We start from the raw sequence: 13,230 nt of genomic DNA on the forward strand, positions 1-13,230 counted from the left end.
GGCCGCCCCGTGAGGGGCGGCCGCCTGGTAGGCCGTGCGCGCACACCGCGCGCGGCCTCGCCGACGATCAGGACCGCGGCTTCTCGCGCATCTCGAACGTCTCGATGATGTCCTCGACCTGCAGGTCGTTGTACGACCCGAGACCGATACCGCACTCGTAGCCCTCGCGGACCTCGGTCGCGTCGTCCTTGAACCGCTTGAGCGACTCGATCGTGAGGTTGTCCGCCACGAGCTTGCCGCCGCGCAGGACGCGCGCCTTGGTGTTCCGTCGGATCTCGCCCGAGCGGACGATCGAGCCGGCGATGTTCCCGAACTTCGAGGAACGGAAGATCTCGCGGACCTCGGCGGTGCCGAGCTGCGCCTCCTCGTACTCCGGCTTGAGCATGCCCTTGAGAGCGGCCTCGACGTCGTCGATCGCCTGGTAGATGACCGAGTAGAAGCGCACGTCGACGCCCTCACGGTCAGCCAGCTCCTCGACCCGCTCGGCGAACTTCACGTTGAAGCCGATGATGATCGCCGAGTCGACGGTGGCGAGGTTCACGTCGTTCTGCGTGATCGCACCGACGCCGCGGTGGATGACCCGCAGCTCGACCTCGTCGCCCACGTCGATCTTGAGCAGCGCGTCCTCGAGGGCCTCGACGGCACCCGAGACGTCACCCTTGATGACGAGGTTGAGGGTCTCGACCTTGCCCTGGGCGAGCGCCTGCGTGAAGTCCTCGAGGCTGATGCGCTTGCGACGCTTCGCCAGGAGGGCGGCACGCTCGGCGGCCTCACGCTTCTCGGCGATCTGGCGGGCCGTGCGCTCCTCGGGAGCCACGATCAGCGTGTCGCCCGCGGACGGGACCGACGCCAGACCGAGGACCTGGACCGGACGGGACGGGCCCGCCTCGGCGACCGGGCCGCCGTGCTCGTCGAACATCGCACGCACGCGGCCGTAGGCCGTGCCCGCGACGATCGCGTCACCGACGTGCAGCGTGCCGGACTGGACCAGGACGGTCGCCACCGCACCGCGACCCTTGTCGAGGTTGGCCTCGATGGCGACGCCTCGCGCGTCCTTGTCCGGGTTGGCCCGCAGGTCGAGCGCGGCGTCCGCCGTGAGCAGCACCGCCTCGAGGAGCTGGTCGATGCCCAGCCCCTGCTTCGCGGAGACGTCGACGAACATCGTGTCGCCGCCGTACTCCTCGGCCACCAGGTTGTACTCGGTGAGCTGCTGGCGGATCTTGGCGGGGTTCGACCCCTCCTTGTCCACCTTGTTGACCGCGACGACGATCGGCACGCCGGCCGCCTGCGCGTGGTTGAGCGCCTCGATCGTCTGGGGCATCACGCCGTCGTCGGCCGCGACCACGAGGATCGCGATGTCCGTGACCTGCGCACCACGGGCACGCATGGCGGTGAACGCCTCGTGACCCGGGGTGTCGATGAACGTGATCGGACGCTCGACGCCCTCGTGCTCCTTGACGACCTGGTAGGCACCGATGTGCTGGGTGATGCCGCCGGCCTCGCCCGCGACGACGTCCGTGGACCGGATGGCGTCGAGGAGCTTGGTCTTTCCGTGGTCGACGTGACCCATGACGGTGACGACCGGCGGACGCGCGACGAGGTCCTCGTCGGACTCGCCGGCCTCCTCGGCCTCGAGGTCGATGTCGAAGGCCCCGAGCAGCTCGCGGTCCTCCTCCTCGGCCGAGACCATCTCGATGACGTAGCCGAGCTCGGCCGCGAGCGAGCCGAACGTGTCCTCGTCGAGCGACTGCGTCGCGGTCGCCATCTCACCGAGGTGGAACAGCACCGTGACGAGCGACGCGGGGTTGGCGTCGATCTTGTCGGCGAAGTCGTTCAGCGACGAGCCGTGCCGCAGGCGGACGACGGTCTTGCCGTTGCCGCGAGGGACCTGCACGCCACCGAGCGACGGGGCCTGCATCGCCTCGAACTCCTGGCGCTTGGCCCGCTTGGACTTGCGCCCGCGGACGGGGCGACCTCCGGCGCGGCCGAAGGCACCCTGCGTCGAGCCACGTCCGGCACCGCCGGGACGACCGCCGCCACCGGGACGACCGGCGAAACCGCCGCCGCCACCGGCGCCGGGCGCGCCGCCGCCGCCACCAGGACGACCGCCGAAGCCACCGCGGCCACCGCCGCCGCCGGCACCACCACCGGTGCGCGCAGGACGCTCACCGGGACGGCCGACACCGCTCGAGGTACGACCGGGCATCATGCCCGGGTTGGGACGCGGACCACCCGGACGCGGCGCGGGACGCGGACCGCCGGGACGGTCGCCGGCACCGGCGGCCGGGGCGGCCTCGGTACGACGCTCGCCCGGGCGGGGCATGCCCTGCGAGGGCGCGAACGGGTTGTTGCCCGGACGCGGACCGCCGGGACGGGGGCCGCCGGAGCGCTCGCCGCCACCGGCCCGGGGCATGCCCTGGGACGGAGCGAACGGGTTGTTGCCCGGACGTGCAGCCGGACGCGGGGCGCCCGGACGGGCACCAGCGCCAGGCGCACCGCCGGTGCGTGCGGGCGTGCCCGGACGCGGGGCCGACGACGCCGGCGCTGCGGGGGCCTTGGCGGCCGGGGCAGCGGGCGCGGGCGCCGGTCGGGCCGGAGCCGGAGCGGGTGCCGCGGGCTGCGCCGGCGCCTGTGCTGCGGGCGCGGGCCGCGCGGGTGCGGCCGGAGTCGGTGCCGCTGCGGCAGGTGCCGGGGCGGGCGCCGCCGGGCGCGCGGGGGTCGCGGGACGTGCCGCGGGCTGCTGGGCAGCGCCACCGGCGGCGGGGTACTCGTCGCGCAGCTTGCGCACGACGGGGGGCTCGATCGTCGAAGACGCCGAACGAACGAACTCACCCATGTCGGTGAGCTTCGTCATGATGGTCTTGCTGTCGACCCCGAGCTCCTTCGCGAGCTCGTAGACGCGAAGCTTGGCCACTTCTCTCCCTGTCTCGGCCCGCCCGGACAGGGTCGGACCGTGGTTAGTTCTTGCTGCTCATGACAGTGCTCATCACGGTGCTCATCGCTGGGCACTCATCGGAGCGTGCTCATCGGGTCGCCATCGGCTTCCAACCCGCTTCCCTGATTGACGGTCGGCGCCGGTGCTCCCGGCGTCGTGACATGGTGCTCGAGATGGCTCCGCACGGCAGAGGCGTCCGGCGGGGCCTGCAGGCGCAGGGCCCGACCGAACGCTCGTCGGCGCGTGGCGATCTCAAGGCATCCAGGATCGGGGTGCAGCCAGGCACCCCGGCCCGGCATCGTGCGGTCGACGTCCACGACCAGCACGGGCTCTCCCGTGCCGTCCGCGACGGCGACCACCCTCAGCAGGGCGGACCTGAGGCCGGTCGCTCGGCACCCCACGCACGTGCGGACCGGGACACCCGCCGACCGCCTCGTGAGGCGCTCAGGGACGTCCGGGAGCCGCGTTCCAGCATGCGGGGACTGCCGGGCATCCGGCCCAGCCTCGCTCAGTCTACCCCTGCGGCTCACCCGACGTCGTCCGCCGAGGGGTCCGGGCCGCGGTCGTCGTCCGCGACGTCGTCGGCCGGGACCTCCGCGTCGGACCGGATGTCGATGCGCCAGCCGGTGAGCTTCGCGGCCAGGCGGGCGTTCTGGCCCTCCTTGCCGATCGCGAGCGACAGCTGGTAGTCCGGCACGATCACGCGCGCGGCCCGCGCCGCCTCGTCCACGACCGTGACCGAGATCACTCGCGCGGGCGACAGCGCGTGCGCCACCATCTCCGCCGGGTCGTCGGAGTGGTCGACGATGTCGATCTTCTCGCCACGCAGCTCGGCCATCACGGCACGGACGCGACCACCCATGGGGCCGATGCACGCGCCCTTGGCGTTGACGCCCGGCACGTTGGCCCGCACGGCCATCTTCGAGCGGTGGCCGGCCTCGCGGGCCAGCGCGGTGATCTCGACCGTGCCGTCGGCGACCTCGGGCACCTCGAGCTCGAACAGCTTGCGCACCAGGCCCGGGTGCGTGCGAGACAGCGTCACCTGCGGTCCGCGCGAGCCGCGCGCGACCTCGAGCACGTAGCCGCGGATGCGCTCGCCGTGCACGTAGGTCTCCGACGGCACCTGCTCGTGCGGCGGCAGCACGGCCTCCGTGCCGCCGACGTCGACGAGCACGACGCGCGGGTCGGGGCCCTGCTGGATGACACCACCCAGGACCTCGCCCTCCTTGCCGCGGAACGTGCCGAGCACCTGGTCGTCCTCGGCGTCGCGGAGCCGCTGGACGATCACCTGCCGCGCGGTCGCGGTCGCGATCCGGCCGAAGCCGGCGGGGGTGTCGTCGAACTCCGGCGGCTCGGACAGCGTGTGCCCGTCCTCGTCGACCGGTGCGGCCTCGCGCGCCCACACGGTGACGTGGCCCGAGCGCCGGTCCACCTCGACGCGCGCGCGCTGGTGGGCGCCCGGCGTGCGGTGGTACGCGGACAGCAGCGCCTGCTCGATGGCGGAGACGAGCACGTCGAGGCTGATCTCACGCTCCCGCTCGAGCAGCCGCAGGGCCTGCATGTCGATGTCCATCAGCTCTCCTGTCCGGCGTCGTCGCCGCCGTCGTCGTCGGGACCGAGCCCCGACATGTCCACCTCGACGCGCGCGTCCGCGACCTCGTCGAGCACGATCGTGACCGGGGCGCCGACGCGCGGCGGCCGCCCCTTGACGCCCGGGGTGACCGGCACGACGACGATCGCGTCGTCCTCGACGCCGGTCAGCCGACCCGTCAGGGACGTCCCGTCGGCGAGGCGCACGCGCACGGCACGCCCGACGGCGCGCACGAAGTGCCGGCGCTCGACGAGCGGGCTGTCGGCGCCGCGCGTCCCGACCTCGAGCGTGTACTCCCCCGCGACGGGGTCGGACGCGTCGAGCGCGTCGGAGACGGCGCGGGTCACGTCGGCGATGCGGTCGAGGTCGAGCTCGCGCTCGTCGTCCTCGGTCTGCCCCACGAGGACCTCGACGAGCACGCCTCGGCCGATCCGGCGGACGCGCACCTCCTCGAGCACGAGACCCTCGGCGACGACGACCGGGACGAGCACGTCGTTGACCCGCTGCGCGGATGCGGCTGCTGCGACCATGACCGCCTCCTTCGTGTGCGGGGCCGGACGTGCGACCCACTGGTTGTCGCACCAGGGTAACGACTCCGGCGGCCCGCGCCGGGCGGTGCCGGGCCGACGCGCCTTCGCGTGGGAGGATCGCCCGCGATGAGCACCACGATCTGCGCAGCACCGACCACCTCGCGGGTGGCGAGGATCACGCGTCCCCGACGAGGGTTCGCGGCCCGCCGTGCGGCGCTGGGCGCCGTCCTCGCCGTGACCGCGCTCGTGCTGTCGGGGTGCGGGCTCCGGCTCGAGACCCCGCCTCCGGTCGAGCCGTCACCCGACGCGCTCGAGCAGGTGCGCGCCCGCACGGTCGACGACGCCCTCGCTCTGCGGTCCGCAGCGCAGGACGCGCTGACCACCACGACCGACGAGCAGGTCCTGCCCCTGCTCGACCAGGTCGTCACGTTCTCGGAGCAGCACGTCGCGGCGCTCGGGGGCGAGTACGACTCGGGGCTCGAGGCCGACCCCGACGAGGCCCCCACGCCGTCGCCCACCCCGACGGTCGCGACGACCACGGCGCAGGACGTGCTCGCGCTGCTCGGCGACACCACGACGACCGCGGGCACCGACGCGAACAGCACGACCGACGGACCGCTCGCGCGCCTGATCGCCTCGGTGGCCGTCTCCCGCGCGGACCTCACCGACCGGCTCGCGAGCGCGCTCGGCGAGGACTCCCCCGGGCCCGCGGTGCCGGAGCAGGTCGTCGTCCCGCCGGAGGTCGACGCCGACGTCGCCGGGCCGCTCGCGCGGGCGCACGACGAGGCCGGCTACGCGCTCGAGGTGCTCGCCGCACGGGGTCCGGAGCAGACGCGCGCCGCCACGCTCGCCTCGGCCCGCGCGCACCGCGCCGCCGCGGACGCGTGGGCGAACGCGGCCGCGATCGCGGGGACCGAGCAGGACCCGCGCCTGGCCCAGTACGCGCTGCCCACCGACCTGGACGCGGACGGCGCGCTCAGCGCGCTCGGCGTCGCCGTGCAGGACGGGATCGCGCACGTGAGCACCGCGGCCATCGCCGCCGTGCCCGCGGGCACGCGCGACACCTACCTCGACAGCCTTCGCGTGGCGGTCAGCGAGGCGCGTGCGCTCGGCGCCGCCGCGTCCGCGTTCCCGGGCATGCCCGAGCAGGCCGCGCCCGCCACGCCCTGAGCCCCACCCCAGCCCGAGCCCCGGCCACACGCTCGGCCCGCGGCACGCTGAGCACGGGCCGCCCGTGTGAGCGGGCCCGTGCGACCAGGCGTCGCGGTCAGAGCAGCGCAGCGACCTGCGCGGCCACGACGTCGACCGCATCGGCGACCGGCACCTGCGTGCTCTCGCCACCCGCGCGCGGACGGACCTCGACCACGCCGTCGGCGAGCCCACGCCCGACGACCACGACGAGCGGCACGCCGAACAGCTCGGCGTCGGCGAACTTCACGCCGGGCGAGACCTTCGGACGGTCGTCGTAGAGGACTTCGACGCCCCGTGCGGACAGGCCCTGGGCGAGCGCCTCAGCTGCCTCGAAGACCGCCGGGTCCTTGCCCGTGGCGACCACGTGCACGTGCGCGGGCGCGACGTGCGCGGGCCACGCGAGGCCCTTGTCGTCGTGGTTCGCCTCGGCGAGCGCCGCGAGCACGCGCGTCACGCCGATGCCGTACGAGCCCATGGTGACGACCTGCGCCTTGCCGTTCTGGTCGAGCACGGTCAGGCCGAGCGCGCTCGCGTACTTGCGGCCGAGCGCGAAGATGTGGCCGATCTCGATGCCGCGCGCGAGCTCGAGCGGTCCCGAGCCGTCGGGCGCGGGGTCGCCCGCGCGCACCTCGGCGGCCTCGACGGTGCCGTCCGCGGTGAAGTCACGGCCCGCCACGAGGTCGAACACGTGCTTGCCCTGCTCGTTCGCGCCCGTGATCCAGCGCGTGCCCGGCACGACCCGCGGGTCCAGCAGGTAGCGCACGGCCGTGCGCTCCGCGTCCGGCGCGACGGGCACGTTCGGTCCGAGCGCGAGCGGGCCGATGTAGCCGCGCACGAGCTCGGGGTGCGCCGCGAACTCCGCGTCGCCCGCGGGCTCGACCTCGGCCGGGACGACGGACGCCTCGAGCCGCTTCAGGTCGACCTCGCGGTCTCCGGGCAGCCCGACGACGACGAGCTCGCGCTCGCCTGTGGGGTGCACGAGCGCGAGGACGACGTTCTTGAGGGTGTCGGCGGCGGTCCAGGCGCGGTCGGGCCGCGGGAAGCGGTCGTTGGCGACGGCGACGAGCGTCTCGATCGTCGGCGTGTCCGGCGTGTCCTCGACGTGCGCCTCGGGCGCGTCGTCGTACGGGACGGCCTCAGGGACCACAGTCGTGACGGCCTCGACGTTCGCGGCGTAGCCGCCCGGCGAGCGCACGAACGTGTCCTCGCCGATCGCGGTCGGCGTGAGGAACTCCTCCGAGCGCGACCCGCCCATGGCACCCGACGTCGCCGCGACGATGACGTACTCGAGCCCGAGCCGGTCGAAGACCCGCTGGTAGGCGGCGCGCTGCGCCTCGTACGACGCCTCGAGGCCCGCGTCGTCGACGTCGAACGAGTAGGCGTCCTTCATGACGAACTCGCGCCCGCGGATCAGGCCGGCCCGCGGACGGGCCTCGTCGCGGTACTTCGTCTGGATCTGGAAGAGCGTCAGCGGCAGGTCCTTGTACGACGAGTACAGGTCCTTGACCAGGAGCGTGAACAGCTCCTCGTGCGTCGGCGCGAGCAGGTAGTCGTTGCCCTTGCGGTCCTTGAGCCGGAAGATGTTCGGCCCGTACTCCGACCAGCGACCCGTCGCCTCGTACGGCTCGCGCGGCAGCAGGGCCGGGAAGTGCACCTCCTGCGCACCGGCGGCGGCCATCTCCTCGCGCACGACGGCCTCGACCTTGGCGAGCACGCGCAGGCCGAGCGGGAGCCAGGTGTAGATGCCGGGAGCGGCGCGGCGGATGTACCCCGCGCGCACGAGGAGGCGGTGGCTGGCGACCTCGGCATCGGCGGGGTCCTCGCGCAGCGTACGGACGAACAGCGTGGACAGACGCAGGAGCATGGGTCGAAGCCTAGTTGTCCGACGGGGCCGCGGCGGACGCCCGGGTGGGCGCCACGGTCGGGAGGTGGCCGGTTCGCGACGCGTCCCGGCGCCGAGCGCGGGACGCGGGCGGTCGGGGTGCGCCACGATGGACCCGTGCCCGAGCTCCCCGAGGTCGAGGCGCTCGCCGCGTTCCTGCGCGAGCGCGCGGTCGGCCGCACCGTCACGGCCGTCGGCGTCGGCGACATCGCCGCGCTCAAGACGTTCCGCCCCCCGCCCGACGCGCTCGTCGGCGGGACCGTCGTGGACGCCTCGCGGCACGGCAAGTGGCTCGACCTGCTCGTCGCGACGCCGACGGGCGAACCCGTGCACCTGGTGTGGCACCTGTCGCGCGCGGGCTGGGTGCGCTGGTCCGACTCCCTGGCGACCACGCCGGTGCGCCCGGGGCGCTCGCCGCTCGCGCTGCGCGTGCGGCTCGACGACGGCTCGGGGTTCGACCTCACCGAGCAGGGCACGCGCAAGCGGCTCGCGGTGCACGTCGTCGAGGACCCGCACGACGTGCCGCAGATCGCGTCGCTGGGCGTCGAGCCGCTGTCGCCGGAGTTCACGCGCGAGCGGTTCGGCGAGCTCGTCGCGGCGCGCAACCAGCAGGTCAAGGGGCTGCTGCGCAGCCAGGACACGATCGCAGGGATCGGCAACGCGTACTCGGACGAGATCCTGCACGCGGCGCGCACGTCGCCGTTCACGCTCACGGGCAAGCTGACCGACGAGCAGGTCGACGTGGTCTACGCCGCGATCCGCGACGTGCTCGCGCAGGCCGTCGCCGAGGCCTCCGGCAAGCCCGCCGCCGAGCTCAAGGACGCCAAGCGGCGCGGCATGCGCGTGCACGGGCGGACGGGAGCGCCGTGCCCGGGCTGGGACGGGACGCCCTGCGGCGACACCGTGCACGAGGTCTCGTTCGCGGACTCGTCGTTGCAGTACTGCCCGACGTGCCAGACCGGCGGCAAGCCGCTCGCCGACCGCCGCCTGTCCAAGCTCCTGCGGTAGCCCGGCGACCAGCCGGCGGGAGCAGCGGCGCGGCGACAACAGTGACGCGCGAGCTAGAACAGCACGGTGGCGTACGAGCCGACCTGCCGGAACCCGACCGCGCGATAGGCCGCGATGGCGCGCGCGTTGTAGTCGTTGACGTACAGCGAGACGACCGGTGCCACCTGCTGACGCGCGAGCTCCACGACCGCCGCCATGCCGTGCTCGGACAGCCGCAGGCCACGGCTCCCCGGCTCGACCCACACGCCCTGGACCTGCGCCACTCCCCCGGCGACCGCCCCGAGCTCGGCCTTGAACGTGACCCGCGGGACGCCGGCCGCATCGGGGTCCATCCGGACGAACGAGCGCCCCTGCTCGATCAGCGAGCGCACGCGCGTCTCGTAGGGGCCACGCGGCCCGCTCGCGGGCGAGTAGCCGACCTCCTCGGTGAACATCGCGATGCACGCGGGCAGGACGGTGTCGAACTCGTCGGGCAGCGACCGGCGCACGGCCGGGTCGACCGCGCGCGTCGGGGTGTGGTCGATCACCATCGACGGCTGGTCGTGCCGCACCTCGCGCACGCCCGGCCAGACGGTGCGCAGCCGGTCCCACAGCCCGAGCACGGCCGGGGCGGGCCCGACGATCGACGAGCAGCGACGGCCCTGGCGTGCCGCGGTGGTCGCGAACGCGTCGAGCGCGTCGCACACCACCGCCGGGTCGTTCACCGGGACGACCGGCACCATGTTGGCGCCTGCCCAGCAGATGGCCACGAGCGCACCGCCGTGCTCGTAGCCCCAGAGGGAACCGCCCGTCGCGCCGAGCCTCGTCGCCCGGGCGTGCTCCAGGCGAGCCGTCGCCAGGACCGAGCCGACCGGGTCGAGGGCGCACACGTCCAGCGCCGCCCCGAGGTCCACGTCGTCGAGGACACGTGCCCCGGGTCGCCGGTCGAGCAACGTCGCACGCCGCGAGCCCATGGGGGGATTGTGCCCCACGGAACCGGGCGGCGCGTCACGGACTCGCGTCCGACTTCGCGGCTCGTGCCCGGTCAGCCGACCGTCACCACCGGGCTCGACTGCCCACCCTCGGCGGGCTCCATCGACTCGGCGATGCGCATCGCCTCCTCGATCAGCGTCTCGACGATCTGCGACTCGGGCACGGTCTTGACGACCTCGCCCTTGACGAAGATCTGCCCCTTGCCGTTGCCGGACGCGACGCCGAGGTCCGCCTCGCGGGCCTCCCCCGGGCCGTTCACGACGCAGCCCATGACGGCGACGCGCAGCGGCACCTCGAGCCCCTCGAGCCCGGCCGTCACGCGCTCGGCGAGCGTGTAGACGTCCACCTGGGCGCGCCCGCACGACGGGCACGAGACGATCTCCAGCTTGCGGGGCCGCAGGTTGAGCGACTGCAGGATCTGGATGCCGACCTTGACCTCCTCGACGGGGGGCGCGGACAGCGAGACCCGGATCGTGTCGCCGATGCCCTTGCTCAGCAGCGCGCCGAACGCCGTCGCGGACTTGATCGTCCCCTGGAACGCCGGGCCGGCCTCGGTGACGCCGAGGTGCAGCGGCCAGTCACCTCGCTCGGAGAGCAGCTCGTAGGCGCGCACCATGACGACCGGGTCGTTGTGCTTCACCGAGATCTTGAAGTCGTGGAAGTCGTGCTCCTCGAACAGCGACGCCTCCCACACGGCCGACTCGACGAGTGCCTCGGGGGTCGCCTTGCCGTACTTCGCGAGCAGGCGCGGGTCGAGCGAGCCCGCGTTGACGCCGATCCGCAGGCTCACACCTGCGTCCGCGGCGGCGCGTGCGATCGCCCCTACCTGGTCGTCGAACTTGCGGATGTTGCCCGGGTTGACGCGGACCGCGGCGCACCCCGCGTCGATCGCGGCGAACACGTACTTGGGCTGGAAGTGGATGTCGGCGATCACCGGGATCTGCGACTTGCGCGCGATCGCGGGCAGCGCGTCGGCGTCGTCCTGGCTCGGCACGGCGACGCGCACGATGTCGCAGCCGGCGGCCGTCAGCTCGGCGATCTGCTGCAGCGTCGCGTTGATGTCGGTGGTCGGCGTGGTCGTCATCGACTGCACGCTCACCGGAGCGTCACCGCCGACGTCCACCTTGCCGACTCGGATCTTGCGGGTGGGACGTCGCGGCGCCAGCACGGGCGCGGGCGCCTCGGGCATGCCCAGGGAGATCGGTACGCTCACGCGCTCATCATCCCACCTGCGCGCCGAGGTATCGGCGGCCACGCCCGGGTGCACGGCGGACGCGCACGCGATCCCCACAGGATCCGCGTGCGGGCACGGCTCAGCGGGCCCGGATCTCCGCGCGCCGGGCGAGCACGAGCCGGTCGAGCAGGTCGTCGGGCACGGGGTGGTCCGACGAGAAGCGCACCGTGCCCTTGGACAGCGAGAACCCCGCGAGCTCGTCGCGCACCGTCTCGAGCGCGCCGGGGCTGAACGGGTACAGCCCGATGTGCGTCTTGGCCACCATCACCGACAGCAGCGGCTTGCCGTCGAGCACGAGCGCGGGCATCCCGTAGCCGACGCCGTCGCTCGCCTCCGGGACGAGCGCCCGCGCGCGGGCGTAGACGTGCTCGACGCACGCGCGCTCCGGCGCGGGCAACGACTCGAGGTACTCCGTCAGCTCGGTCACCGGACGCACGCTACGCCTGCGTGGCGACGCGGGGCTCGGGATCGCGCACGGGCGATCAGGTGATGGTCACCGGGTTCACGATGTCGGCGTACACGAGCAGCAGGCCCATCGCCCCGAGCACGACGAACACGCTGTACGCGAGCGGCACGAGCTTGGCCGAGTCGAACGGACCGGGTCGGGGCGCCTTGCGCAGCCTGGCGACCTGACGCCGCGCGCCCTCCCACAGCGCCGCGGCCACGTGCCCGCCGTCGAGCGGCGGCAACGGGATCAGGTTGAACACGAACAGCGCGATGTTCAGGCTCGCCAGCATCTCGAGCAGCCCTGCGAGGCGCACGCTCCAGTCGATCCCCGTGCCCTCAACCGACGCGATCTCACCGGCGAACCGTCCCACGCCGACGATCCCGATGATCGAGTCCGTGCCGCGCTCCTGGCTCCCGAACGTGGTCTGCACCAGGTCGACCATGCGCGCCGGGAGCGTCGCGACGACCGTCGCGGTCTGCCACGTGCGCTCGGCCACCACGCGTGGCACCTCGGCGACGCTCGTCGCCTCGCGCACCGTCGTCGGCGAGACCCCGAGGAACCCGACCGGCACCGTGACGGGCTCGCCGTCGTCGTCGAGGACCGGGTTGCCGTCCGCGTCGTACGAGGGCCGCTGCGCGACCACCGGGGTCACGGTGAGCTCGACAGGGCTCCCGTCCCGCTCGACGACGACGGGAGTCGCCTCGCCGCCCGAGGCACGGATCAGCGTCGTCAGCTCGTCCCACGAGCTCACGTCCGTGCCGTCCCAGCTCACGACCGTGTCGCCGGGGCGCAGGCCCGCGGCAGCCCCCGGCGCGGGCTCGTCGGCGTCCGTGCACTGTCGGTCGGACGCGTCACCCGCGGGGATCACGCACTGCGAGACCGTGCTCAAGGTCGTGGTCGTCGCGGGGACGCCGAAGCCGAGCAGCACGATCGCCAGCAGGACGAACGCGATGAGCAGGTTCATCACCGGGCCGCCGAGCATCACGACGAGCTTCTTGGGCGTCGACAGCCGGTAGAACGCCCGGCCGTCCTCGCCCTCGCGGATCTCCGACGCGCTCGCGTCACGCGCGTCCTGCGCGAGGCGACCCGCCCAGGTGCGCGCGGCCGGGTGCCCGACCGCCTCGGCCGGTGCGTACATCCCGACCAGCCGCACGAACCCGCCCAGCGGGATCGCCTTGAGGCCGTACTCCGTCTCGCCCTTGGTGCGCGACCACAGCGTCGGGCCGAAGCCGACGAAGTAGTGGCTCACCCGCACGCCGAACCTCTTGGCGGGCACCATGTGGCCCACCTCGTGCAACGCGATCGATGCGAGCAGCACGACCACGGCGATCAGCACGCCGACCAGGTACGCCACGCCATCCTCCTTCGGTGCCCGCCGGAGCCGGACCGGCGCGCACGGGGGCACCATCTTGCCCCGAGAACCTGAGGTTCCGCTGTGA

11 protein-coding genes are annotated in these 13,230 nt (G+C 73.7%); 2 read left to right on the top strand and 9 right to left on the bottom strand.

Annotation, left to right across the window (positions count from 1 at the left end; translation table 11 throughout):
• Nucleotides 1-67: 67 nt before the first annotated feature.
• From infB to rimP, 4 genes are all read right to left on the bottom strand, one after another.
• Nucleotides 68-2,914, bottom strand: coding sequence for a translation initiation factor IF-2 (gene infB / locus CGE01nite_RS09795; RefSeq protein WP_141370613.1), 2,847 nt, complete (start codon nucleotides 2,912-2,914; stop codon nucleotides 68-70).
• A gap of 95 nt (nucleotides 2,915-3,009) precedes the next feature.
• Nucleotides 3,010-3,465 carry a YlxR family protein gene (locus tag CGE01nite_RS09800; protein WP_082156222.1) on the bottom strand — a complete coding sequence of 152 codons (456 nt, stop codon included), beginning with the start codon at nucleotides 3,463-3,465 and terminating at the stop codon, nucleotides 3,010-3,012.
• Entirely contained in the window at nucleotides 3,462-4,508 is a 1,047-nt protein-coding gene (gene nusA / locus CGE01nite_RS09805; RefSeq protein WP_048342090.1) for a transcription termination factor NusA, read from the bottom strand. Before nusA ends, CGE01nite_RS09800 begins: the two co-directional genes overlap by 4 nt.
• Nucleotides 4,508-5,056: a ribosome maturation factor RimP gene (gene rimP / locus CGE01nite_RS09810; RefSeq protein WP_141370615.1), complete on the bottom strand. Its 549-nt coding sequence runs from the start codon at nucleotides 5,054-5,056 to the stop codon at nucleotides 4,508-4,510. Before rimP ends, nusA begins: the two co-directional genes overlap by 1 nt.
• Before the next feature lie 126 nt (nucleotides 5,057-5,182).
• Between rimP and CGE01nite_RS09815 the strand changes: the two genes are divergently transcribed.
• Entirely contained in the window at nucleotides 5,183-6,226 is a 1,044-nt protein-coding gene (locus CGE01nite_RS09815; protein WP_141370617.1) for a DUF4439 domain-containing protein, read from the top strand.
• 97 nt (nucleotides 6,227-6,323) lie between these two features.
• On the opposite strand, the gene CGE01nite_RS09820 is transcribed toward CGE01nite_RS09815, so the two are convergent.
• Nucleotides 6,324-8,111, bottom strand: coding sequence for a proline--tRNA ligase (locus CGE01nite_RS09820; protein ID WP_141370619.1), 1,788 nt, complete (start codon nucleotides 8,109-8,111; stop codon nucleotides 6,324-6,326).
• Nucleotides 8,112-8,246: 135 nt separating this feature from the next.
• Here CGE01nite_RS09820 and CGE01nite_RS09825 point away from each other — a divergent pair, with 135 nt between their 5' ends.
• Complete coding sequence (locus tag CGE01nite_RS09825; RefSeq protein ID WP_048341266.1) at nucleotides 8,247-9,137, top strand: Fpg/Nei family DNA glycosylase; 891 nt, start codon at nucleotides 8,247-8,249, stop codon at nucleotides 9,135-9,137.
• A gap of 53 nt (nucleotides 9,138-9,190) precedes the next feature.
• Here the strand turns inward: CGE01nite_RS09825 and CGE01nite_RS09830 are convergent, their stop codons facing one another.
• The 4 genes from CGE01nite_RS09830 to CGE01nite_RS09845 form a co-directional block, all read right to left on the bottom strand.
• On the bottom strand, nucleotides 9,191-10,090 hold the full coding sequence (locus CGE01nite_RS09830; protein WP_048341267.1) for a GNAT family N-acetyltransferase: 900 nt from the start codon (nucleotides 10,088-10,090) through the stop codon (nucleotides 9,191-9,193).
• Nucleotides 10,091-10,161: 71 nt separating this feature from the next.
• Entirely contained in the window at nucleotides 10,162-11,322 is a 1,161-nt protein-coding gene (gene ispG, locus CGE01nite_RS09835) for a flavodoxin-dependent (E)-4-hydroxy-3-methylbut-2-enyl-diphosphate synthase (RefSeq protein WP_048341268.1), read from the bottom strand.
• Nucleotides 11,323-11,422: 100 nt separating this feature from the next.
• A complete protein-coding gene (locus tag CGE01nite_RS09840) occupies nucleotides 11,423-11,770 on the bottom strand; it encodes an iron chaperone (RefSeq protein WP_141370621.1) in 348 nt (115 codons plus the stop codon).
• Between the two features lie 55 nt (nucleotides 11,771-11,825).
• Entirely contained in the window at nucleotides 11,826-13,145 is a 1,320-nt protein-coding gene (locus CGE01nite_RS09845) for a M50 family metallopeptidase (RefSeq protein ID WP_048341269.1), read from the bottom strand.
• Nucleotides 13,146-13,230 lie beyond the last annotated feature (85 nt).

The sequence above is a fragment of the Cellulomonas gelida genome, assembly GCF_006538725.1.
Classification (GTDB): Bacteria; Actinomycetota; Actinomycetes; order Actinomycetales; family Cellulomonadaceae; genus Cellulomonas; species Cellulomonas gelida.

Bases quoted from the DNA above. Each gene is read 5' to 3' on its own strand.
- CGE01nite_RS09830 (WP_048341267.1), bottom strand. From the start codon at position 10,090: ATGGGCTCGCGGCGTGCGACGTTGCTCGACCGGCGACCCGGGGCACGT.
- CGE01nite_RS09815 (WP_141370617.1), top strand. From the start codon at position 5,183: ATGAGCACCACGATCTGCGCAGCACCGACCACCTCGCGGGTGGCGAGG.
- rimP (WP_141370615.1), bottom strand. From the start codon at position 5,056: ATGGTCGCAGCAGCCGCATCCGCGCAGCGGGTCAACGACGTGCTCGTC.
- CGE01nite_RS09820 (WP_141370619.1), bottom strand. From the start codon at position 8,111: ATGCTCCTGCGTCTGTCCACGCTGTTCGTCCGTACGCTGCGCGAGGAC.
- nusA (WP_048342090.1), bottom strand. From the start codon at position 4,508: ATGGACATCGACATGCAGGCCCTGCGGCTGCTCGAGCGGGAGCGTGAG.